Here is a 23,782-nt window from a genome sequence, read left to right on the forward strand (position 1 = left end):
CATAGACCACAGTCGACAGTCCATAGCCACTACAATGGATTTTCAATCCGAGTTTTTTTTATGGGTTTGTTGCAAGAAAGCGTACGTAAATATTCATGGATATTAATTTCCAAAATTGCTGTGATTATGGAAAATTCTATCGCCGAAGGCATTATTTCCATTTATATCGCGCAGCATATTTCAATCATATTTCACAAAGTATATATCATTTAACTACTCCGCCTTAAGTGAATCCGCGGGGTTATCAGAAGCAGCTCTCCAAGATTGGATAGCGATAGTCAGCCAGGCAATCAGAATTGCAACAGCAGCCGTGAGTACAAAAAACCCAACCTGCATCTGTACCTTATTTGCAAACTGTTCCAGCCAAGTACCCATGATATAATACCCAATCGGCAAAGCCAAAACAATAGCGACAATTACCGGCTTTAGGAAATCCTTGGTCAATTGATGGACAATGGAAAGAGGACTTGCGCCCATCACTTTTCGGATTCCGATTTCCTTTCTCCTTCCCTCTGCCATAAAGATGGACAAGCCAAGCAAACCCAAACTTGAAATCAGCAATGTCAACAATGCGAAAAGTCCCAACAAGTTGCTCAGTCTTGTTTCCCTGTCATATTGCCTGACAAGACTATCTTCCAAAAGCGAATACTCAAAGGGAATTGACGGATTGATTTCTTTCCATTTGGAAGACAAGGCTGCTGTGGCTTGTGGAATATCTTCGCTGTTGATTTTGACCAAAAGGTGCGAACTGTTATCGGAAATCCCGTTTTGAACAGGCGCGTAAATGGTTGGCTGTATCGCAAACCGCAAGTCAGAGGTTTGATAATCTTTGACCACACCGACCACATTTCCACGAAAATCCATAAAACGTTCTCCGTTTTCTTCTGTAAATACTTCTATCGGTTTTCCCAGGGTTTGTTCAGGAGAAAGCCCCATCATTTTGGCAAGTGATTCATTGATGATAAATCCACCATTTCGGATCGCAGGAAAAATTTCCCTCATTTTGAAAGCATCCCCTTTGTCGTTGAATTCAGAAGAAAATTCCCTTCCCGCAACCATCTCCACACCTATGGTCTCAAAATAATTGAAGTCAACATACTGTTGGTTGATCCAATTCTGGTCATTCGGATTTTGACCTTCATAGGAAATTTGGGGACCCCAACCTGCATCTACTCCCGGCCGGGCACTTGATCCAAGGACATTTTCGACAAATGAAAACTGCTTGTAAGCGTTGGTGAGACTTTCCCTATTTGATCGTGATACTTCCCCCATTGATATTGCAATGATGTTTTCCCTATCAAAACCCAAATCAGCTTTGCGCATATAAGATTGTTGGAAATAGGCCACCGTGGCGCAAAACACCAAGATTCCCGACATCACAAACTGCAGCACAACCAAGCTCTGTCTCAAGGCACTCTTATTGGACTGAAAAGTAGTTCCCTTCAAAATCAGATTTGGCTTCAATCCAGAAAGGTACAATGCCGGAAAAAATCCCGACAAAAAGGTCGAAACCGCCAAAGTGATCAAAAGAAACATCCAAACTTGACGGTCCGCAAAAAGGTTGAAAGGAATCTCCTGTTGCAGCAATCCGGAGAACACCGGCAACAATATCTCAACCAGAACCAGTGCCAAAACCATTGCGAACACATTGACGAGAAATGATTCCGTAAAGAACTGCAGGACCAATTGTGATTTTTTGGCGCCTGTCACTTTCCTGATTCCGATTTCCTTCATCCGCTTGATGGCACGGGCCGTGGAAAGGTTGATGAAGTTGATGCAGGCCAAAATCAAAATAAAAATTCCAATGCTTAAGAAAATGTAAACAGTGGACTTGGGTGTACTTGGACTCAGTTCACTTTGATAGGAATTGTCCAAATGGATGTCTGTGATAGGCTGTAAAAATGGTATGTACTTTTTGGCTTCCTCCTCTGACCTTGCTTTTTTGGAAGCTTCCAAGGTGCCACTGTTGACAAAATGGACATCGGAAGGGTCTTTCAATTTTACATAGGTGTAACAATACGGCCACCAAAAACTCCCGAATTCAGCAGTCAGCGGATAGCTTTCTGTGGCTTTGAAAGAATTAAGAGAAGTGATAAAATCAAAGTCCAGGTGTGTATTTGAGGGTAAATCTTTCAAAACGCCTTTGACAACAAATTCAAAATCACCTGTCGAGATCAAACTTTTACCAATCGGATCCTCCTTACCAAAGTATTTTTTGGCCATGGATTCAGTCAACAAAATCTGAAATGGATCATCCAAAACTCCTGTTGTGGTTCCACTCAGCAATGGAAAATCAAAAACCTCAAAAAAACCTTCATCCGCAAAAGTGAATTTTTCTTCCCTAAAACTCTCTCCCTGATTTGGCCCATCGGCAGGTCTGAGGTAGGTACTGGTACGATGGATCCTGACTGCACTTTCAACCTGGTCAAATTCTTTCACCATCATTGGAGCCACTGCGCCACCGGTCCATGCCCAATTTTGGTTTCCTTCCACCTTTTGGGCGACTCTGAATATCCTGTCAGAATTGGTATGAAAATGGTCATAACTCAATTCCTGCCTCACAAAGGCCAATAAAATCAGACAACAAGCCAAACCTATCGCCAAACCAAAAATGTTGATGACAGAAAAAGATTTTTGCCTTTTGATATTTCTCCAGGCGGTTATAAAGTAGTTTTTAATCATGATTGATTGGTTTGTGGTTAATGGAAATATGGTTATTGGTTATTTGGTTAATGGATTTTGAAATAAGGTAGATATATGATAGAAATAAATGGAAATAATTTTGAAATGGATATTTGATATTCAGTCCATAGACCACGGTCGACAGTCCATAGCCGCTACAATGGATTTTCAATCCGAGTTTTTTTTTATTGGTTTGTTGCAAGGAAGCGTACGTAAATATTCATAGATATTAATTTCCAGAATTGCCGTGATTGAGGAAAATTATATCGCCGAAGGCATTATATCCATCTATATCGCGCAGCATATTTCAATCATATTTCGCAAAGTGTATATCTACTTTATTTCGCGAAGTATATTTCAATTTTCTTCTATTTCAACCTTGAATGCCTCTTTTCCACAAATGTTATCGGGACAAACTGTTCAGTGGGAGCTCCGATGTAATACAGCATCCAATTGGGGTCATGTTTAGAGAGCATTTCTGAAATGCAATCTGCACGGTGGCCCTGCGGATTTTGACAATCATCCCAAAAAAACAATTCAACCTTGTAATGAAGGGATTGCTTTTGGTTGTTGATAGTCACCTCAATGTTGATGTCCTGCTTTCCAGAACCTGTAGGAATGGGTATAGCGATGTGGGTCATGATGGAGGGGGTTAATTGGTTAATGGTTATTTGGTTATTTGGTTATTTGGTTAACTGAGATTGAAATAAGGTTGAAATAGATTGATAAGTTGAAATATTTGACCCTTTAGGCTTACAGGAAGATATTCATGGATCCCCCTATCGGGATAGATATTGATGGATATTAAAATCCAAAACAGCCTTGATTTATTAAACCTATATCGCCGAAGGCATTATATCCATTTATATCGCGAAGCATATATCATTCAATTATTCTGATTTCAATGCCTTGACAGGATTTGACCATGAAGACTTGATAGTCTGTGCAGTTACTATAAAGACCGAGAAGAGAATTCCGATGAAAATCGCAACTATGAAAATCCAAATACTCATCTGCGTTTTGACAGCAAAATCATTGAGCCACTGCTGCATCATGTAATAGCTTACAGGAAGTGCCAAAACGATCCCAATGACTGTAATGCTGAGGAATTGCTTGTTGAAAAGCATGGAGATTTCCATGGTTGTGGCACCTAGGACTTTTCGGATTCCTATTTCTTTGATCCTGCTTGCGATAGTCAATGATGCCATGGCAAATAACCCCAATCCCGCAATGATGATGGCCAAAATAGCTGCTATAGAAACCAAAGTCCTTAAGCTTTGGTCTTGGGTATATTGCTTGGCTATGGTGTCGTCCAAGAAACTGTAATTAAACGGATCGGAACCATAGAGCGCTTTCCAAATGACATTTATTTTGGAAACAGTAGCAGGTATGTCTTTTGATTGTATTTTGACAAAAATCTTAGGCGCCATATTATCGGACATCATCAGCATATTTAATCCGGGAAAAAAATTTTCATGGGCCATAACCAAGATGGCCGGAGATATATCCCTATACAAACTTTCAAAATGAAAATCACTGACCAAGCCAATGGCCCTGTTTTCAGGAAATCCCCTTTTGCTTTCCAAGGAATTACCAAAAACCGAATCCCATCCCAAAGCTGTCCTCATGGATTCGTTCAGGATAAAACCACCTGTTCTGTCAGATGGAATGCTTGCCAGGAAATTCCTTCCTTCGATAATATCCAGCCCGAAAACATCCGCAAAATCCTCGTCCACAATATTGATCCTGAATTCAATATTTTTGTCCTCGGGTGTATCAAATCCTGCACTGAACCAAGTATTGTCGCCATACATAGAAGTAGCCATGGACACTTTTTCTACTTCGGACATTTTTTGGACTTCGTTCTTGAAAACTTGCCCATATTCAAATCCCTTAATGATAAAATCGCCCAAACCCTGAGATGCAGGCGGGGGAACATTGACTTGAAGAATTGCTGTATGGTTGATTCCAAGCTCATGGTTTTCGATTGTTTTCATCTGTCGGTACATGATGAGTGTACAGGTAATCAGAAAAATGGAAATGAAAAACTGAAAACCGAGAAGTGTCAAACGGAGGCCTTGTTTGCCGAACTTGAGGTTCATGCTCGATTTCAATACCTCCACCGGCTTGAATGATGTAAGGAAAATCGCAGGATAAAAACCTGCCAACAAGGAGATGAAAACCCCGAGTCCTAAAATGATCAGGACCTGAACCGGCAAAAATGAAATGGCCAAGCCTGTATCCATCAATTTGTTGAAAGTAGGTAAGAAGAGTATTGCAACGACGATTCCTAAGACCAAGGAAACAAAAGTGATCAGGATGGATTCTGCCATAAACTGACCAAACAACTGCCCGTTACCTGCCCCCATAGACTTTCTTACACCAACTTCCTTGGCACGGCCTGCAGAACTTCCAATCGCCATGGTTGTAAAATTGATACAGGCAATCAAAATGATCAAAAAGCCGATGGCTCCCAAAATCCATAGAATCCGTGGATTCAGAACGGCTGCTGTTCCTCCCGGTATGTCGGTATTTAGGTAAATATCCATCAGCGGCTGAAGCGAAAAAGAATAATTAATAGGATCTTCTCTGTCCGAAAAAAGGCCCAGGATATAAGCCTGCATGGATTCTTCAAAGTCTTTGGCTTGAGAAGGTTCCTTCACCATGATATAGCCATCACCAAACACCATATACCAATGTTCCCTTTGTTCTGCGGTGTACAATATGTCAGCGTTGTCATCCAACATGAGCAATTCGTAAGTCAAACTGGAATTGGCAGGGGCATCTTCTATCACTCCCGCAACATTGTAACTGATAAAATCATTTGCCAATCGGATCAAAAGGCTCTTTCCAACCGGATCTTCATCCCCAAAATATTTCTTGGCTGTACTTTCGGAGACAACGATATCGGACCTCATTTCCGAAGATTTAGGAAAATTTCCCTTTAGTATCTGAAAAGAAAACATTTCAAAAAAGGCAGGACTGACCATCATCACGGATTGGTTAAATCCTTCTCCGCCTTCTGTTTTTGCCAAAAAATTATTAGGGACTACATTGGTGAAAATCATTTCTGACCCAAAATTCTCCTCCATGACTGTTTTCAAGGCCAAAGGAATCCCGGAAGATTGGGTTATCTCCTCTCCATTCTTATGGGTTGACAAGACTCTGTAGACTGCATCTTTGGACTGATGGAAACTATCGACGCTAACCTGATGCTGGATGTAAAAAAACAACAAGACAGTCGAGGCAACTCCAATCGTCAATCCCAATAAATTGATTGCAGTATAGGTTTTGTTTTTTAACAGGTTACGGAAACCTATTTTCAGATAATTCTTCCACATATTTTAATGGCTTTTGTCGTGGTAAAGGTTTGTTGGTTTAGTTCCCAAAAAGGGCTTTAGATTTTCATTTCAAGAAATCTATGCCAACATCCATAACCATAGATATGCCAATCAAAAACCTAAAAAAATACGCATTAAAGCCAATTTCAAATACAATTGCAGCCAATCCCGAACAAGTTTGTTCGTGGGCGGACAAATGCCAAATAACAAGCTGTAGCCCAATCAATTCACTTTGGTAAAAAAATTAAATAGGGTATAAAAAAATTGTCATTCCTGTAACATTCCACAAGGATTTGTATCATATTCAAATATCATTTAGAAAGGCTTACGAAGTCTGCGATAAATCGAAAATGGAAAAAATCAAGAATAATTTATTGGCACAACTCGTCATTATTTATACCAGGTATTTATTGGGAGGTGGATTTGTATTTGCCAGTCTGATCAAAATCAAGGGATTAAGGTTTACCACTGAAAGCGGTGAAAATGAAGCTTTTGGAACAGCATTTCATTTTTTTGAAACCATGTACCGAACAGGGATTTATTGGCAGTTTCTCGGATGGGGGCAGTTGATTGCCGGGCTGCTTCTGATGACACAGCGATACTCCAAATTGGGTGCCGTGGTCAATTTCCCGATTATCCTCAATGTATTTGTGATTACAATTTCCATGGATTTCAATTACACCCCCGTCATCACAGGTATGATGTTATTTGCCAATACCATTCTATTGATCTGGCATTGGAATGAATTAAGGTCTTTGGTTAATCTTCCCATAATTACTGACAGACCAAACAGGCTCGAAGACCAAAATTCATGGGAGATCACAGGATTGCTATTATTCCTTTTTACAGCCGGTTATAGGCTTTTTACAGACAGATACGATCTCATATTCTGGTTTGGAATCTGTGCTTTAATCGGGTTGGGAGGATTGGTTTTTGGATTGAAAAGAAAAAACAATTGAATTTTTAAGAGAAAGAAAATCTTTCGCAAGGAAAGCTGATGAGAAAAAAATGATTTTCGGCTCCTGATTAAAAGTGGATGGTAATAAATAGCTAAAAGATCCTTTTCCTTGATTTATCTGATTTTTTCCTGCATTCATTTTTTTGCATTTCGATAGGAAATATTTTGGGGATAGTTTCACCTCATGTTAAACCAAAAAGATTAGAATATGAACAGGGAATTAGTTTTTCTAAGAACATTTGCAGCAGCTACAGCCATCGGGATTTTCTTTATTGGCACTTCTGCTTTCGTAAATAATACGAACCAAAAATTCACCGAAATTGATGTGGAAAGGATCAATATTGTGGAAAAAGACGGAACTGTTAAAATGGTCATCACAAACGTCGATAAATTTCCCAACGGCAAAACCACCATCAATGGGAAGCCCACCAATGAAGACAGGAAAAAAAGATCAGGCATGCTGTTTTTCAATGAGGACGGAATCGAGTGTGGCGGTTTCATATACGACGGACAGAAAACACAAAATGGCCATAGCTCCGGGCTTTCGTTGACTTATGACCAATTTGATGGGGATCAGGTCATGCAATTGCTCACACAGGATTATAAGGAAGGTGACAGGAGGTTTGTAAGCAGTGGTTTGATGTTTAATGACCGACCATCAAATGAGTCCCAGAGTAGGACAGCGGAGATTATGAAAGAGTTGGATGAACTCGGAAAAAAAGATCCCAAAGCAGCGGAAGCAAAGTACAAAATCTATGAAGAACAAGGATTGGTAGGTGGAGCTCCCCGTGTGATGCTCGGCAAATCAAGGAGTGAAAACAACGGTCTGTTTCTTTTTGATAACAAAGGGATGCCAAGAGCCATGTTTTATGTTGACAAGGAAAACAATGCCAAGCTTGACTTTTTTGATGAAAAAGGGACTATCATTGCTTCTTTTCCTGATAATGGAAAGTAATTAAAAAGTGTTAAAAAAATAGGCTTGTGAAATAAGCGAGTCTATTTTTTTACATTAATCAAAAAAATACTATTGTGAAAAACTGGCTTCATAAATTACACATTCACCGATATTTTCTATTGTTCATTTTGCTTTTTGCTTATGCACAGTCTGTCTATAATCGGATTTTGGTCAGACAGGAAATCAACGCCTATATATTTACTCCGGAAGCAGCTATTTTTTGGTTACCTAAGGCTGTGGTATTATTTGCCATCATTTTTTTCTTCATTAAAAAATGGCAGAAATCCGATGTTTTCAGCACCAAAGAAATGTTGAAAATAGCCTGTTCGTCTATAATTGTGTACATACTCATTATGCTGATAAGTGGGTTTTTGATAGCCTATCTATTTGACAACATCGAACGGAATTTCAACAGAGGTACGTTGACGATTAATTTGTTTTCTGACTTTTTGGATGGGCTGATCTATGGTAGCTTTTTTCTTGTCTATTATTATTACAGAAAAAACAAAAACCATCAACAGCAATTGGCAAATTACCACCAAGCACTTTCTGAAAGCAAAATTTTCGCCCTCAAAACACAGCTTAACCCTCATTTTTTGTTCAATAACTTAAACGTTTTGGACCAGCTGATTGAAGAAGATAAGAACAAAGCCTCCGAATTTCTAAATGAATTTGCCGAGATTTACAGGTATGTATTGAAAAGCTCGGATAGGAAACTTATCAATCTGAATGAAGAGTTGGATTTTGCCGAACAATACTTTAGACTCATACAGCATAAGTATGGAAATGCATACCAATTGATTATTAAATCAGAAAGCAAAACAGGGCTGATTGTGCCGCTGACACTACAGTTGCTCATCGAAAATGCAGTACAGCACAATGTGGGAACTGAGGAAAACCCGATTTTAATTTCAGTAATTTTATCCGAAAACATCAGAATTTCAAATAACACCAACCTGAAAAAAAACGCCAAACCTTCTTCAAGATTGGCGTTGGGCAATTTGAAGGCACAATACAAGTTATTGACACCTGTGCCTATTGAAATACAGCAAGAGAATGGGGTTTTTTCGGTGAACATTCCACTTATTCACAAAGAGCCATGATAAAAATACTCATCATCGAGGACGAAAAACCAGCCCGGAATAAGCTCAGAAGGTTTATTGAAGAACTAGATCTTTCCATTGAAATTATAGGAGAAAAAGACACCGTGGAATCGAGCCTTTCATTTTTGAAAAGCAATTCGCCGGATTTAATTTTTTCGGATATAGAATTATTAGACGGAAACGTCTTTGAGGTTTACAATCAAGTTCCGGTCTCCTGCCCAATCATATTCACAACTGCCTATGACCAGTATTGGATGGAAGCATTTGATGGAAATGGGATCGCTTATCTGCTCAAACCCTTTTCCAGAGAGCGTTTTCAGAAATCCTGGGAAAAATTCCTAATGATAAGGAATACACCGGCTGATGCCAATACGATCCTCAGCAGCCTTTCAAAAATCCTCGGACAACACCAAGTCGAAAAAACGAAAAGAAGGCAATTTACTATCCATAGCAACAGGGGCATCAGTTTCTTGAACACGGAAAACATTCTTTTTTTTGAAGCCAATGAAGGTGTTGTTTTTGCATATGACACTACCGGCAAAAAGCATTTACTCACTGAAACCACCCTAAAAGAAATAGAAGAACAACTTGACCCTTCAGGTTTTTTCAGGCTCAACCGCAGCGAGCTCGTCAATAAAATACACATAGAAAAAATGGAGCGCCATACCAAAAATACCTTGGCAATCAAACTAAAAGGCTATCAAAAACATCTTATCACAAGTCAAAGTACCACTGCTCTTTTCCGGTCTTGGATCAATCAGTAAATAAGGTTGTGACTGGAAATCTTTAGAAAGAATTATCATTTGCCCAAAAACACAAAAACCGGAATCCTTCGATCCCGGTTTTCATTTTTATAATAGGAAACTATCCTCAACCATTAAGGTAATGTATCAGCAGCTGCTTTTTGGGCAGCTTCGTATTCCATAAAGGCGATGACATAGGGAGAATTGTCCCAATATCCATGTTCACTGACGATTTTGCCTTCCACAAATCTAAATGTAGAGTGAACCGGTGTTTCGAATTTTTGACCAGTTACGGCCATAGTTCCTTTCCAAGTACCCCACACATTTACCCAAGTTTCTCCTTTGTCAGTGGTGACCATTTCAATGGCATCTTCGCCTATTTCGAGGGTAGAACCTGTAAATGTGCCCACTTCTTCTTTTTGCCGGGCAATCATTTCATCAACGGAAATTGGATTTGATTCAAGTGCGTTTTGAAAAATCTTGGCTGAATCTGCATAATATTGCCTTTGTCCTTCGGCGTCCCCTTTGTTGTACAACTCAAAAATGGCCTTCACTGCGTCAATTTCAGGGGACTGCATGGTGTAATTCTGCTTTTGGGAACAAGAAAACAACATGGCGCAAGATCCAAGAATAATAAGTGTTTTTTTCATAGTAATGTGAGTTTTATAGTTGATGGTTTTTGAATTGGTTAAAAGTTAATCAAATTATATCGAAAAACAATTGCAACTCCTTGTATTCAAGCCATTTGGTAAAAAGGAAAAAAAGTAGGGTCTCCCCTACTTTTTTTAACTATCCCTATTCATAGTTTTTTTATGTCATTCGTACATTTTTAATTATTCACTTTTAAGCGTACTAGCAGGATTCACCTGGGCGGCTTTCAGTGCTTGCATGGTGACAGTGAGGTAAGCTATACTCAAGATCACCCCTGCGGCCAAAGGAATAAACCACCATTCAAAATCGATCTTGTAAGCATAGCCCGAAAGCCAATCCTGCATCAGCCAATAACCCACTCCTGAACCGATCACTATCGCTACAGCCACAATGGTGATAAACTCCCTGTTGATCACATTGAGTATAGATGCCGTGGATGCACCCAAAACCTTTCGGATGCCGATTTCCTTGGTTTTTTGTTCGGCTACATGGGCAGACAGTCCAAACAATCCCAAGCATGAAATCAAAATGGTCAAGATGCTGAAGTACTTTGCCAAGTCCCTAATTCTCAAATCCTCATTGTACAATTTGGCATAATTTTCATCCATGAAGGTGTACTGAAAAGGAAAATCGGGGTTTATCTCTTCTGACAGGGATTTGATGGAAGCTATGGCATTCTGAATATCGCCTGTACCCAGCCTTACGAATGCATTTGTAGCAAAAGATTTATCCAAAAGGATAACCACAGGCTCCATGTTTTGGTGAAAACTTTGAAAGTGAAAATCCTCCACAACTCCTGTGATGTTTCGGTCTTCTCCCCACATATTGAAAGAAACTGCATCAGGATTGTCCTGTGTGATAAGTTCATAAGCTCTCCTGTTGATGATCGCTCCCTGAACGGAATCCACACCTTTGGCAGGATTGAAATCTTCCCCTTTGATCAGTTTTATTCCGGTAGCCTCCAAGAAGTCATAGTCCACCCTCATAATTTCAAACAAGGCGGTAAAATCAGGGTCTTTTCCTTCCCAACTCACATTTCCTGTATTGGAATTTCTTCCCAACAAGTTGTGGTTGGATCTGGAGACGGAAAGAATGTCCGGATTCTGAGTCAACCGGTTTTTGAAGACATCATAATTTTCAATCAATTTACCTTCCAAAGGAAGAACCAAAAGCTGTTCTTTCTCATAACCCAAATCTTGTTTTAGGGCAAAACCGATCTGCTGATAGACCACAACTGTAGAAACAATCAAAATGGTCGCAAGCGTAAACTGGAAAAGAACAAGTCCTTTTCTAGCTATCACTATCCCCTTGCCCGCTGCTGTATGGCTTCTAAACACATTCACTACTTTGGTCGCCGAAAGATAAAATGCCGGATAGCTACCCGCGACTAATCCTGTAAAAAGGACCACACCGAGAAACTGCAGCCAGAAATTGGGGTCAGCATAAGGAATTTCCATTGTTTTGCCCGTCAGGTTATTGAAAACCGGAAGCGTCAGCTGGACGAGCAGCAATGCCAAGACAGAAGCAAACAATGTAATCAAAAGAGATTCACTCAAAAACTGGTAAACTAATGCGTTTTTTCCGGCACCGGATACTTTCCTCACCCCAACCTCCTTGGCTCTTTTTTGGGATTTTGCTGTGGAAAGGTTCATAAAATTGATGCAGGCAATAAGCAACACAAACAGTCCGATCACAGCAAACAACTTTACATATTCGATTCTTCCGCCTTGTTGGATACCGTCTTCAAAATTTCCATGGAGATAAAGTTCTTTTTGTGGGTAAGCAAAAAGTTTCACATTACTTCCCTCGTTTCTCTCCAAAATGAAATTTTCAAGATTGGCAGAAAAAGCTTTCCAATCGGACTCTTTGTTCAGTTTGACAATGGTACTTGGACCGTTGTTGCCCCACTCACTTAACCATGAATTGTAGGGTTTTTCAAACATAAACTGAAAAGGAAGAATATATTCAAAATCTGCCAAACTGGAATTTGGCAGTGTTTCCAAAACCCCTTGGACAATAAAAGAAGCCTCGCTTCCTGATTCTTTCATCACGACTGTTTCCCCGATGACATCTGATTTTCCAAAAAGCTTGATCGCAGCATCTTTGGTCAAAACAATATGGTTTTTTTCTGAAAGTGCTCTTTCACGGTCCCCATGGAGTATTCCGTATTGTAGGATTTGCAAATAATCTTCTCCGGCATAAAATCCATCCAATTTGATTTTGGTATCCCCACTGACAAACAGGTTTCTTTCATTCCAGGAATACGTAGCGGCCTTTTCAATCTCAGGATAGACATTTTTTAGTTCTTTGGCCAAAATACCAGGTGTGGAGGTTGTGGTAAAAATGTCAGGCCCATACTTCTGATGCTCCATGATCCGGTATACCTGATCTATATCTGCAAACTGCCGGTTCATTTCCAATTCAGATTTAACCCAAAGACCAATCAAAACGGCTGCCCAAAGACCCAAAGTCAATCCAAAAAGGTTGATGGCAAAGGTGAGTTTGTGCTTGGAAAACCCCCTCAATGCGATTTTTAAATAGTTTTTTAACATAGTGGTTGTAGTTTATGGAGTTTCATTCTGTATACCTGAAGGATACTTTATTCACTTTTCAATATTCTAATGGGATTGGTCCCAATGCTTTTATAAGATTGTAAAGCCACAGTCACAATTGCCAAAACAAAACATCCCAAACTGGCAATTGCAAAAACCCAAAGTTCGAAAGGAATCTTATAGGCAAAATCATCCAACCAGCCGGATACCAGGAAATAGGCTGAAGGCACTGCGATGAGACATGAAATCCCGATGAGCTTGACGTAGTTTGAAGACAAAAGCAGAAATATTTCAGATTCACCTGCACCAAAAACTTTCCTGATCCCGATTTCCTTTGCGCGCTGCTGTACTGAATAAGCAGTCAACCCAAACAATCCCAAGAATGCAATGAAAATGGACATGATTGTCAGTGCATTCATCAGCTTGCCCATCTGCATTTCTGACTGATAAATCGCCTGAAAGTCCGCATCTAGGAAAGAATAATTCATCGGAACCCTAGGCTCAAACTGCTTCCAAGTAGTCTGCAGTTCTGCAATCGCCGCTTCGAAATCCCCGGGATTTAAACGGACTGAGATATAATCCCGCAAAAAATAATCGTCCATATATTCGATCACCAATGGCTTGATCTCTTGTCGGAGTGATTCAAAATTAAAATCCTTCAAAATTCCGACCACCTCCAATTCCGCTTCATCTTCATCTCCACGGTTTTTGATGATCTTTTGTCCAATTGCTTTTCCACTGATTCCCAATTCCTTAGCCGCACGCTCATTGATCAAAACTTTATGTTTATCAGCTCCAGAAATATCAGTGAAGTTTCTCCCTTCCCTGATTTCCAGCTTCAGCGTAGAAACGAATTCATGATCCGCTTCATACCAATTCATGCCATTGTCAGAAATGACTTCGGGAAGGTTGAAATTTCTCATTTGGAAATTTCCGGGTAGCGGAATACCGGTCGAAAAACTGAGTGACTGGACCGATGAACTTGAAGCAAACCTCCTTTTGAAATCTTCCCTTTCCTCATTTTTAATTTCGCCGTCATTGTGGATGATAAGCAGCTGCTCTCTGTCAAATCCCACATTGGAATTTTGGATAAAATGCAGCTGGCGCTGTACCACCAAGGCACAGATTATCAAAATCAGGGATATACTGAACTGGAAGACCACAAGACCACTCCTCAGCCCGACAGTATTTTTTCCCTGAGTCTGAACACCCTTGATTACCTTGAGCGGCTTGAAAGAGGAAAGGTAAAATGCCGGGTAAAAACCGGCCATCATTGTCAGCAAAAGGATAAGGATCGGAACAACTGCCCAAATCCATGATAATTGAAAAATATTAAACTGGATTTGCTTACCGCTAATCTGGTTGAATGTTCCATTTAATAACTCGACCAAAATCAAAGACATGGCCGTACTGATCACCACAAGGAAAAACGCTTCAGTCAAAAATTGACCAACCAACTGGTATTTTTTTGATCCCATCACTTTTCTCACTCCCACTTCCATGGATCTTTTGGCGCCTTTGGCAGTAGACAGATTCATAAAGTTGATACTTGCCAAAAGCAAGACTATGACAGCAACTACAGAAAAAATGTTTACATAGCTTTGGTAGCTATTGGCTTCATGTTCTCTAAGTAAATGCGAATTGAGGTGGATATCTTGGACAGGTTGAAGGCCAAAGAAGAAATTAATTGAAGATTGTTCTCCTGATAGTCTCGGGACTATTTGATCTGTCACCACTTGCTTGAGTTTTCCTTCAACTGCAGGTACATCTTCTTTTTTGATTTTGACATAAGTATGAAGAATAGACCACATCCAATTGTCCATTAGAAAAATCTCTCGATGCATGTCAATATTATGCACCAGCATATCAAAATGAAAATGGGATTGGGAAGGAATATCTTTGATCACTGCACTGACCATCATCAAGTCAGTGGAACCACTTCCGATCAGTAAATTTTTTCCAACAATTTCAGCTGTCGGAATTTCTCCAAAATATCTTTTTGCTGTGGTTTCGGTAATGATCACACTTTTGCCCCCTTCGAGTGCATTGGAATTTCCTGCCAGGATTTCAAAGTCAAAAACTTCAAAGAAATTTGGCTCTGCATAAAAAACAGAAGCCTCTCTAAAAATCTGATCAGCATTGGGGCCCGATTCTGGCTGAACTGTGAAATCATTCCATTTCAATAGCCTCGTGAATGCTTCTACTTCCGAAATATCTTTTAAACTTTGGCCTAACGGCGGCGGTGCGGTGGCATATTGGGAACCATCATTCGTTCCCCAATGGGATGTGATCCGGTAGATGTTTTCAGTATTGGAATAAAATCGGTCATAGCTTTTCTCATCTACGATATAAAAAAGTATCATCAAAAAACCTGAGATGCCGATAGTCAATCCCGAAATATTCAAGATGGAATACATCCTGTTTTTATTCAGGACCCTCCAAGCGATTTTAAAGTGGTTATTTAACATGGCAATATCATTCGGATGACAAAGAATTTACCGGATTTGCAGCTGCTGCTTTGAAAGCCTGAAAACTGACCGTAACCATAGCAATGACCAAGAGTCCGATTGCCGATGCGCCAAAAATCCACCAACTCAGGTTGGTTTTGTAAGCATAACCTGCAAGCCAGGCATTGGATAGGTACCAACCCAAAGGAACCATAATCAATATGGCTACCACCACCAAAAGCATGAAATCCTTGACAATCATACCTAGAATTTGACTGACGGATGCGCCTAACACTTTCCGTACCCCTATTTCTTTTTTGCGGTTTTCTACCGTAAAAGCTGCTAGACCAAACAATCCCAAACAAGAAAGAAAAATAGCAACAAATCCAAAATACCTAGCTAGTTTGGAGATCCGCTGCTCCTGAAGGTATAAGGACTGAAAATCTTCATCCATAAAGCTGTAATCCATCTTTTGGGCATTCAGATTTTCAAACAATCCTGAAACTGAGGCAATGGTTTCCAGTTGATTTTCAGGGTTGATTCTGATGATGATTTTTTGGGCAAAGGCTTTGTCATATTTTAGAAAGGCAGGTTTCACCTTTTCTTTGAGGGATTCAAAATGAAAATCTTTCAAAACTCCAATTACTTCCATGTCATTCCCCCAAAGATTGACCGTGGCACCGACGGGTTCGTTCAGGCCGATTACCTTCACCGCTTCTTCATTGAGGATGATCTTGGAACTTTCATCGCCAAAATCCCTCGAGAAAGGCCTTCCTTCCAAGATTTCAAAATCCATGGTCTCGATCAAATCCATGTTGACCGTAATGTTTTCAAATTTGACCTGTTCCTTGGGATCTTTGCCTTCCCAACTCAGCCCAATAGTAGAGCTCATCAATCCTACGAGGGGATGAGATAAGCTTGAGGCATTTTCGACCCCCGGAACTCCTTTAACCTGATTCAAAAACGATTCAAGTTGGGTATCTGAAAGGGAGGAGGAATTGATCTGAAGAAGGTGGGATTGGTTGTAGCCAAGGTTTTGGTTTTGGATATAAGCCATTTGCCGTCCAATCACTGATATCCCGATGATCAAAAGCAGCGAAATGGAAAACTGGAAAACAACCAATCCTTTTCTTGCCAAAAGCTCCCCAAAGCTTCCTTTGAGGTTGCTTTTGAGGATTTGGATTGGTTTGAACTTTGATAAATAAACCGAAGGGTAAATCCCTGCAAGCAAACCTGTAAAAGCCCAAATCAAAACAAGTATGAGGATTTGAGATAAATCCAAATTGAGATTCAGTTCTTTGAGAGTAACCTGATTGAAAAACGGCTGTGAAACCGCAGCCAAAACCAAGGCAAGAACCATAGCAAAGAAGGTAAGCAGCATCGATTCGACCATAAATTGGCTGAACAAACCGCCACGGCTAGCACCCATCGACTTTTTAACTCCAATCTCTTTGATTCTATTCATGGACCTGGCAGTGGTTAGGTTCATAAAATTGATACAGGCAATCAAGAGAATGAAAAATGCAATTGCCGAAAAAATCCAGACATAATTGATCCTTCCTCCTACTACCTTTCCATCTTCAAATGACCCATAGAGGTAATTGTCTTCAAAAGCCTGAACAAAAGGGGTCACATTGCTCTCTGCTTCTTTATCCTTTATAAAGTTTTTGATCTGGGAATTGAATGAATCTATGTCTGTTCCCTCTCTAAGTAATAAAAATGTTCCTGCATTGAAATTATCCCAATGGGCTCCCTCTCCAAGCATTTTTTTGAAGTAAGGAAAAGACAACAAGAATTCAGGTTTGTTTACATCCAACGAACCAAAATCCCTGTAAACTCCTCTTACAATTACATCGTTTCCAAACTCAAACACAGACCATTTTAAACTTTTTCCAATGGCATCTTTTGACGATCCGAAAATTCTGATAGCTGTTGATTCTGACAAAACCACCGAATTTATGTCTGACAGTGCCTTCGATTTATCTCCTTCCAAAAAATCGATACTGAACATTTCCAGGTATTCCTGGTCGACAAAAAACCCATCTGCGACCTGCACATCTTTTCCATCATCAAAAGAAACTCCTGTGATATAGGGTGAAATCGCCGCCGCCATTTCCACTTGAGAAAGTTCAGCCCCCATGGCTTCGGCCATTTCTGCAGGAGTAATTTCAATAGTATTTACACCCGTGGAATTGTCATGATTGGTAAATACCGTATAAATTCTATCTCCAAGCGCATGGTACCTGTTGATACTCACTTCATCTTTGACCCACATCATGATCAAAATCACCGTAGTCAAGCCCAAAGTAAGCCCAAACAGATTTATCAAAAATGTCAATCTGTGCTTTTTGAAGCTCCTTAATGCGATTTTGAGATAGTTGGTGAGCATGGTGGTTGGAGGATGGTTAATTAAATAAAAAATTAAGTTGTAAAAAGACCGATGACCGATGACGGATGCCAACATCGGTCACCCGTCATCAGACATCCGTCAATTTTTTCAAATATGAAACTGCTCTCTGATATTTTCAGTCACCACTTTCCCATCAAATAGGTTGATAATACGGTGGGCATAGTTCGCATCGTGTGGGGAGTGAGTAACCATCACGATGGTAGTACCTTCGTTATTCAATTCTTCCAAAAGCCGCATTACTTCTTCGCCGTTTGCTGAATCAAGATTACCGGTTGGTTCATCGGCAAGGATTACAGAAGGTTTGGCTACAATTGCCCGGGCAATGGCTACCCTTTGCTGCTGACCGCCGGAAAGTTGTTGCGGAAAATGGTCTTTTCGGTGCATGATGTTCATCCGGCCGAGGACTTCCTCAACCCTTCGCTTTCTTTCGTCCGCAGGGGTTTTGAGGTAAAGAAGTGGAAGCTCCACATTTTCGAATACAGTGAGTTCATCGATGAGGTTGAAGCTCTGGAATACAAATCCTATATTCCCTTTTCTCAGTTGGGAACGCTGACGTTCAGAGAATTTGGCAACTTCATTTTCGATGAAATAATATTGCCCCGAATCAGGATTGTCCAGAAGTCCGATGATGTTGAGCAAAGTGGATTTGCCACAACCTGACGGACCCATGATGGCGACGAATTCGCCTTTTTTGATTTCGATCTGGATATCATCCAGTGCGGTGGTTTCTACTTCCTCTGTGGTGTAGAGTTTTCTGAGGTTGACGGTTTTGATGATGTTTTGCATGGGGGGGTAGGGTATTTCTTCTTTGTTAAATAATTTGTTGTGGAAATTTGACCGATGACCGATGACCGATGATCTGCCTCAATTTTGACATTAAAGCTTTCTATTCTCTATTGAATTTTTGATTTAAATGAGTTTAACATATTCATTAAATAGAATGCCTTGTCATATAATTCTTGAAAATCTTTTTCATTGATGTATTTTCTTCTTTTAGCTTTTTCCAAACATGTTACTACCTCAGCAAGGGATCTGATTGAATATCCCAAGAATTTTTTAAACTCAGGATTTGATTGACCAATTGATCCTTCTGCAATATTGAGGGCAATCGAATCAGTTGCCCTTTTGATTTGGGACGAAAGATTATAGATTTCTTCTTTAGGAAATCCTGAACTCATATTGAAGATATCTTCTCCAAAATCCATGGCGTTTTGCCAAATGATTAACTTTTCAAATTTGAATTTCATAAGTGCTAGTTTCTAGATTAGGAAATGAGTTAGGTTTTCAATTTACTATTATCCTCCTTCCGTTTTAACTAACACATTTAACTTAAACGTTTAACTTTGTTCAACCCTCAATTTTTCTCTATTTCTTGCCTAAAACCCTTCATTGGGACCAACTTTCATCGGTCATCGGTCATCGGACATTTATTCCAACTTCCATCCTTCCCACTTCCATTCTTCCCCCTACTTCAAATTCAACACCTCATTCTTTCCAAAATTCTCATACCCGCTGACTATGACGCGATCGCCTGGTTTGAGGCCTTCGATGACTTCATAGTGCTCAGGATTTTTGCGGTTGAGTCGGATGTTTCTTTTCTCTGCCCGGCCAGTAGCTTCGTCCACAACAAAGACCCAATTTCCTCCTGTATCCTTATAGAAACCGCCTGTTGGCAGAAGGATGGCCTGCTTGCTTTCGCCCAGTTCTAATCCAATCCTGACAGTCTGTCCCCTTCGGATACCGGTTGGCGCTTCACCGGTAAATACCATATCCACTTCAAATCGGCCTCCAGTCACATTGGGATAAATTTTATCGATTTCGATTTCATAACTGGTTCCCGAAAATGTAAATGTTCCCTTCAGTCCGGTGCTGATTCTTGGCAGGTACAATTCATCTATCTGGACTTTTACTTTGAATTTATCCAAGATATCGATCTGTCCATACCGCTCACCTGCATTGATGGATTGCCCGACTTCGATCTGTTGTGTGGTAAGTTGCCCTTTGATAGGAGCTCTGACGACGAGGTTATCTAAAATATGGCCAACTCCATTGAGAGACTGCATCATTCTTGATTCGGAATCCCTCAATTGTCTTTTTTGGATAGATCTGGCAACTGAATCGTTCCTGTAGGATTCATATGTCAATCTTTTCCTTTTGACATTGTATTCATACTGCTCTTTTACCTCCTCCAATTCCCTATCGGAAATCAATTTCTTACTATGCAATTCCTTGAACCTTTCATATTGTGGTTTGAGCAGGTTGATCTGATAGTCAATTTCTGCCAACTGACCCTGTTGGCTGAGGTCGTTTTGGTCAAGGAGCAATCTTGTCTGTCGGAGATTGTTGATCTGAAAATAAAGGTCAGTTTCACGTTGCATGACATCTAATTGCAGATTGGAATTTGTAAGGATGAGAATGGTATCGCCTACATCCACCAAGGCGCCTGATTCCCTTACAATCTGTTGGATATTGCCTCTTTCGATAGCATCAAGAAAAAACACTTCTCCCGGTTCAATGGTACCACTGACAGGAATGTAATCTGTATATTCCCCTTCAATGACAGTGGCAATAGTGATCCTATCCTTATTGACATTCATCGAAGACCTGGAATCAGCAAATATTAATTGGTACAGAACAAATCCCACTAGTAAAGTTCCTCCTGCGATTATTGCGATAAACTTAGGCGTCCAGGTCTTTTTCTCAATCTTCCTATCCATTGTAAATTTTCTGTTATTCTTTTGGTATGTATTTGCCAATTAACATGCCATCAACAAAACCCCTCAAAAACATTCAAAATGGGCATATCGGTTTTTGACCGGGAGGTTTTTCGAACAAAAACGTCCGTATGCGACCAAAAAATGAAATAACCAGAGCAGAATTTTTAAAAAATTATCCTTACTTCTTTTGATAAAAACTGCTTAAATTCCATGCATTGACCGATTTTGAAATCACTTTGTCCGTTTGTATCATTTCGGTACAAGTTTTGGCATTCTGAAGTAGGAAGTACGAAGGTGGAATTACGAGCAGCTGGCTAAAATGAATGTCAAATGCTATAGATTCTGGCTGTATTAATTAGAAATGGACTTTGGAATTTAATTCTTCTGACTTCCGCCTTTCTCAAATCTCAAGTCTCACATCTCATGTCTCACGTCTCACGTCTCATGTCTATTTTATGAAAGAAAACAAACCAGGAAAAATCCTCATCGTCGATGACAACGAGGACCTTTTAAAAGCAGCCAAAATATTTTTGAAGAGGCATTTTGGACAAGTAGATACAGAAACAAATCCAGGCCTGCTTCCTGTCCTTATCATCAATGAACAATATGATGTGATCCTGTTGGACATGAATTTTACCAAAGATGTGAGCAGCGGACAGGAAGGTTTCTATTGGTTGGACAGGATTTTGGAGTTGGATTCTTCTGCGGTTGTGGTATTGATTACTGCATATGGAGATGTCAATACAGCTGTCAAAGCCATCAAGGAAGGAGCTACTGACTTTGTATTGAAACCTTGGGAGAACGAAAAACTACTGGCGACGCTGAATTCTGCCCTTCAACTACGCCAATCAAAACTGGAGATTTCCCAGCTCAAAAACCAACAACAACAGCTTTACCAGGATATTGACAGCAAATTCAAAGATATCATCGGTCAGAGCGCTTCAATGGTGAAGGTATTTGAAACCATCGAAAGGGTTGCCGGTACAGACGCGAATGTGTTAATTTTGGGAGAAAACGGAACAGGAAAGGAATTGATTGCCCGTGCCATCCACCGGCATTCCAAAAGATACAGGGAAGCATTTGTAGGCGTGGACTTGGGCTCGATCACTTCCACATTATTTGAAAGTGAGCTTTTCGGGCACAAACGAGGCTCCTTTACAGACGCCAAAGAAGACAGGGCCGGCAGATTTGAGCAGGCTAACAAAGGGACTTTGTTTTTGGATGAAATCGGAAACCTTCCCCTCCCTCTCCAATCCAAGCTTTTGGCGGCTTTGCAAAACAGAGAAGTGACAAGGGTAGGTGCCAATAAAGCAACGCCTGTCAATATCAGGCTGATATCCGCTACCAATATGCCGATCCACAGCATGGTGTATGAAAATACCTTCCGACAGGATCTACTCTATAGGATCAATACCATCGAAATCACCTTACCTCCATTGCGTGAGAGATTGGAAGACATCCCACATTTGGCCAATCATTTCATCGAAGTTTATTCCAAAAAATACAACAAAGAAATCCGCAAAGCCGGTGAAGCCCTGATCAAACGCATGCAAAAATACCATTGGCCCGGAAATATCCGGGAGCTTCAGCACAGCATCGAGCGGGCGGTGATTATGACATCCCACGGGGTTCTGCAGCCTGAAGATTTATTTATGCAAAAACAGCTTTCTCCGGAGAAGCAAGAGGAATTAGTAAGCCTTGATCATTTGAACATTGAGGATGTTGAAAAAATCCTGATCAGAAAAGCCCTCCAAAAACACAATGGCCATATTACCAGAGCGGCAGAGGAGTTGGGGCTGACCAGGTCATCACTGTACAGAAGACTGGAAAGATATGGGCTTTAAATCATTTGCAATTGGCATATTGGTCAGGGTTTTGCTCATAGTAGGATTTGCCTATCTGAGCCTTTTCTTTTTTTTCAAAGACCAGTCTATGGTTCAGGCAATCCTATTTGCAGTGATTGTTTTGTTTTTGGCCCTCAACCTGATTTCATTTGGAAATACAACAAATAAGAAAATTACCAGATTTTTGGAGTCCATTCGGTATTCCGATTTTTCATCTTCATTTACCAAAGACAGTAAACTTGGAAATTCTTTCAGGGAAATGAATATGTCTTTCAATGAAGTAATCGAAGCTTTTAAAAAGACAAGAGCTGAAAAAGAGGAGCAGATGCTTTTTCTCCAGATCATGATCCAGCATATCAATACCGGGATTTTGTCTTTTGATAGCCAAGGCCGCATCGGAGTGATCAACGGAGAAGCAAAACAATTGCTTCAAATCCCTCAGTTCAAAGACATCAATGACTTAGGAAAGTTGTCAGTAGATTTATTGAAAAATGTCCTTTCTCTCAAACCTGGTGGTTCATTTTCCATCAAAATCAATAACGAGATCCATCTCAACGTACAATCCGCTTCCTTCAAAATGGAGGGAAACAGTTGGACCCTTCTTTCTTTTCAGAATATCCGTTCTGAATTACAGAAAAATGAACTGCAGGCTTGGCAAAATCTGACGAAAGTTCTCCGCCATGAGATTATGAACTCCATGACGCCTATAGCAAGTTTGGCAAATTCGTTGGGAACTATCTTGGAGGAAGATATCCACGAGGAAGATACAGGAGAATTGGTCCTCGAAAAAGACTCCTACGTTGATCTCTGTGAGGGTTTGGAAACCATCTCCAAGCGCAGTACCGGTCTTGTGGATTTTGTAAATGCTTATCGGGATTACACAAACATTCCTCAACCAATATTGAAGCGTTTTGCAGTTCAGCAGTTATTTGAAAATATCTGTGTTCTCCTGAAGGAGGAATTGGCAAAATCCGGAATCCAACTCCAAACGGAATTGAACCCAAAAGAACTTGAATTGGTAGCTGACCAGGACCTCATCCAAATGATCCTGATTAACCTGATCAAAAATGCCAAAGAAGCGATGGAAAAAGCCACCATACGAACCATCCTCCTAAAATCAGGGATCAACAGTCAGTCCTTTCCCTACATTCAAGTGATAGACCATGGAGAAGGTATAGTACCTGAGGCCATTGAAAGAATTTTTGTTCCTTTTTTCACCACAAAAAAATCCGGAAGCGGCATAGGACTAGCAATTTCCCGTCAGATCATGAACCTGCACAAAGGAAATCTGGAAGTAGAGTCAATTCCTGGACAGAGGACTGTTTTTACGATGAAGTTTGGGTGAAAAAAAAGTCTCAACCGATGAGATTGAGACTTTG

At 40.3% G+C, this 23,782-nt stretch carries 16 protein-coding genes; 6 read left to right on the forward strand and 10 right to left on the reverse strand.

Going from position 1 to position 23,782, the window contains the following annotated elements; translation table 11 throughout:
- Positions 1 to 213: 213 nt before the first annotated feature.
- The 3 genes from DQW11_RS02160 to DQW11_RS02175 all read right to left on the reverse strand — a co-directional run bounded on the left by DQW11_RS02160 (position 214) and on the right by DQW11_RS02175 (position 6,023).
- On the reverse strand, positions 214 to 2,682 hold the full coding sequence (locus tag DQW11_RS02160) for an ABC transporter permease (RefSeq protein WP_113922346.1): 2,469 nt from the start codon (positions 2,680 to 2,682) through the stop codon (positions 214 to 216).
- 368 nt (positions 2,683 to 3,050) lie between these two features.
- A complete protein-coding gene (locus DQW11_RS02170; RefSeq protein WP_113922349.1) occupies positions 3,051 to 3,323 on the reverse strand; it encodes a hypothetical protein in 273 nt (90 codons plus the stop codon).
- Positions 3,324 to 3,572: 249 nt separating this feature from the next.
- A complete protein-coding gene (locus DQW11_RS02175) occupies positions 3,573 to 6,023 on the reverse strand; it encodes an ABC transporter permease (RefSeq protein ID WP_113922350.1) in 2,451 nt (816 codons plus the stop codon).
- Positions 6,024 to 6,373: 350 nt separating this feature from the next.
- On the opposite strand from DQW11_RS02175, the gene DQW11_RS02180 reads away from it, so the two are divergent.
- The 4 genes from DQW11_RS02180 (at position 6,374) to DQW11_RS02200 (ending at position 9,803) form a co-directional block, all read left to right on the forward strand.
- A complete protein-coding gene (locus DQW11_RS02180; RefSeq protein ID WP_113922352.1) occupies positions 6,374 to 6,982 on the forward strand; it encodes a hypothetical protein in 609 nt (202 codons plus the stop codon).
- Between the two features lie 207 nt (positions 6,983 to 7,189).
- Positions 7,190 to 7,936 carry a hypothetical protein gene (locus DQW11_RS02190; protein ID WP_113922354.1) on the forward strand — a complete coding sequence of 249 codons (747 nt, stop codon included), beginning with the start codon at positions 7,190 to 7,192 and terminating at the stop codon, positions 7,934 to 7,936.
- A gap of 74 nt (positions 7,937 to 8,010) precedes the next feature.
- On the forward strand, positions 8,011 to 9,039 hold the full coding sequence (locus DQW11_RS02195; RefSeq protein WP_157966001.1) for a sensor histidine kinase: 1,029 nt from the start codon (positions 8,011 to 8,013) through the stop codon (positions 9,037 to 9,039).
- Positions 9,036 to 9,803, forward strand: a complete 768-nt coding sequence (locus DQW11_RS02200; protein WP_113922358.1) for a LytR/AlgR family response regulator transcription factor — start codon at positions 9,036 to 9,038, stop codon at positions 9,801 to 9,803. The genes DQW11_RS02195 and DQW11_RS02200 overlap by 4 nt, the downstream gene beginning before the upstream one ends.
- A 113-nt stretch (positions 9,804 to 9,916) precedes the next feature.
- Here DQW11_RS02200 and DQW11_RS02205 read toward each other — a convergent pair whose 3' ends face one another.
- From DQW11_RS02205 to DQW11_RS02235, 7 genes are all read right to left on the reverse strand, one after another.
- Positions 9,917 to 10,432 carry a nuclear transport factor 2 family protein gene (locus DQW11_RS02205; protein WP_113922359.1) on the reverse strand — a complete coding sequence of 172 codons (516 nt, stop codon included), beginning with the start codon at positions 10,430 to 10,432 and terminating at the stop codon, positions 9,917 to 9,919.
- 183 nt (positions 10,433 to 10,615) lie between these two features.
- Positions 10,616 to 12,985 (reverse strand): ABC transporter permease, encoded by a 2,370-nt coding sequence (locus DQW11_RS02210; RefSeq protein ID WP_113922361.1) that lies wholly within the window; start codon positions 12,983 to 12,985, stop codon positions 10,616 to 10,618.
- A 47-nt stretch (positions 12,986 to 13,032) separates the two neighbouring features.
- A complete protein-coding gene (locus tag DQW11_RS02215) occupies positions 13,033 to 15,453 on the reverse strand; it encodes an ABC transporter permease (protein WP_232826653.1) in 2,421 nt (806 codons plus the stop codon).
- Between the two features lie 7 nt (positions 15,454 to 15,460).
- Positions 15,461 to 17,821, reverse strand: coding sequence for an ABC transporter permease (locus DQW11_RS02220; protein ID WP_113923169.1), 2,361 nt, complete (start codon positions 17,819 to 17,821; stop codon positions 15,461 to 15,463).
- A 108-nt stretch (positions 17,822 to 17,929) separates the two neighbouring features.
- A complete protein-coding gene (locus DQW11_RS02225) occupies positions 17,930 to 18,628 on the reverse strand; it encodes an ABC transporter ATP-binding protein (protein ID WP_113922362.1) in 699 nt (232 codons plus the stop codon).
- Between the two features lie 107 nt (positions 18,629 to 18,735).
- Positions 18,736 to 19,089 carry a four helix bundle protein gene (locus DQW11_RS02230; protein ID WP_113922364.1) on the reverse strand — a complete coding sequence of 118 codons (354 nt, stop codon included), beginning with the start codon at positions 19,087 to 19,089 and terminating at the stop codon, positions 18,736 to 18,738.
- A 219-nt stretch (positions 19,090 to 19,308) separates the two neighbouring features.
- On the reverse strand, positions 19,309 to 20,559 hold the full coding sequence (locus tag DQW11_RS02235) for an efflux RND transporter periplasmic adaptor subunit (RefSeq protein WP_113923170.1): 1,251 nt from the start codon (positions 20,557 to 20,559) through the stop codon (positions 19,309 to 19,311).
- Positions 20,560 to 21,014: 455 nt separating this feature from the next.
- Between DQW11_RS02235 and DQW11_RS02240 the strand changes: the two genes are divergently transcribed.
- Both DQW11_RS02240 and DQW11_RS02245 read left to right on the forward strand, forming a co-directional pair.
- Positions 21,015 to 22,403, forward strand: a complete 1,389-nt coding sequence (locus tag DQW11_RS02240; RefSeq protein ID WP_113922366.1) for a sigma-54-dependent transcriptional regulator — start codon at positions 21,015 to 21,017, stop codon at positions 22,401 to 22,403.
- Positions 22,393 to 23,748, forward strand: coding sequence for a sensor histidine kinase (locus DQW11_RS02245; protein WP_113922367.1), 1,356 nt, complete (start codon positions 22,393 to 22,395; stop codon positions 23,746 to 23,748). The genes DQW11_RS02240 and DQW11_RS02245 overlap by 11 nt, the downstream gene beginning before the upstream one ends.
- Positions 23,749 to 23,782 lie beyond the last annotated feature (34 nt).

It is taken from the genome of Cognataquiflexum aquatile, assembly GCF_003316845.1.
Taxonomy (GTDB): domain Bacteria; phylum Bacteroidota; class Bacteroidia; order Cytophagales; family Cyclobacteriaceae; genus Cognataquiflexum; species Cognataquiflexum aquatile.

Excerpts from the sequence above, each read along its gene's own strand:
- DQW11_RS02200 (WP_113922358.1), top strand. The coding sequence starts at position 9,036 with ATGATAAAAATACTCATCATCGAGGACGAAAAACCAGCCCGGAATAAG.
- DQW11_RS02160 (WP_113922346.1), bottom strand. The coding sequence starts at position 2,682 with ATGATTAAAAACTACTTTATAACCGCCTGGAGAAATATCAAAAGGCAA.
- DQW11_RS02205 (WP_113922359.1), bottom strand. The coding sequence starts at position 10,432 with ATGAAAAAAACACTTATTATTCTTGGATCTTGCGCCATGTTGTTTTCT.
- DQW11_RS02220 (WP_113923169.1), bottom strand. The coding sequence starts at position 17,821 with ATGCTCACCAACTATCTCAAAATCGCATTAAGGAGCTTCAAAAAGCAC.
- DQW11_RS02245 (WP_113922367.1), top strand. The coding sequence starts at position 22,393 with ATGGGCTTTAAATCATTTGCAATTGGCATATTGGTCAGGGTTTTGCTC.
- DQW11_RS02180 (WP_113922352.1), top strand. The coding sequence starts at position 6,374 with ATGGAAAAAATCAAGAATAATTTATTGGCACAACTCGTCATTATTTAT.
- DQW11_RS02215 (WP_232826653.1), bottom strand. The coding sequence starts at position 15,453 with ATGTTAAATAACCACTTTAAAATCGCTTGGAGGGTCCTGAATAAAAAC.
- DQW11_RS02170 (WP_113922349.1), bottom strand. The coding sequence starts at position 3,323 with ATGACCCACATCGCTATACCCATTCCTACAGGTTCTGGAAAGCAGGAC.
- DQW11_RS02240 (WP_113922366.1), top strand. The coding sequence starts at position 21,015 with ATGAAAGAAAACAAACCAGGAAAAATCCTCATCGTCGATGACAACGAG.
- DQW11_RS02210 (WP_113922361.1), bottom strand. The coding sequence starts at position 12,985 with ATGTTAAAAAACTATTTAAAAATCGCATTGAGGGGGTTTTCCAAGCAC.
- DQW11_RS02175 (WP_113922350.1), bottom strand. The coding sequence starts at position 6,023 with ATGTGGAAGAATTATCTGAAAATAGGTTTCCGTAACCTGTTAAAAAAC.
- DQW11_RS02190 (WP_113922354.1), top strand. The coding sequence starts at position 7,190 with ATGAACAGGGAATTAGTTTTTCTAAGAACATTTGCAGCAGCTACAGCC.
- DQW11_RS02235 (WP_113923170.1), bottom strand. The coding sequence starts at position 20,559 with ATGGATAGGAAGATTGAGAAAAAGACCTGGACGCCTAAGTTTATCGCA.
- DQW11_RS02230 (WP_113922364.1), bottom strand. The coding sequence starts at position 19,089 with ATGAAATTCAAATTTGAAAAGTTAATCATTTGGCAAAACGCCATGGAT.
- DQW11_RS02225 (WP_113922362.1), bottom strand. The coding sequence starts at position 18,628 with ATGCAAAACATCATCAAAACCGTCAACCTCAGAAAACTCTACACCACA.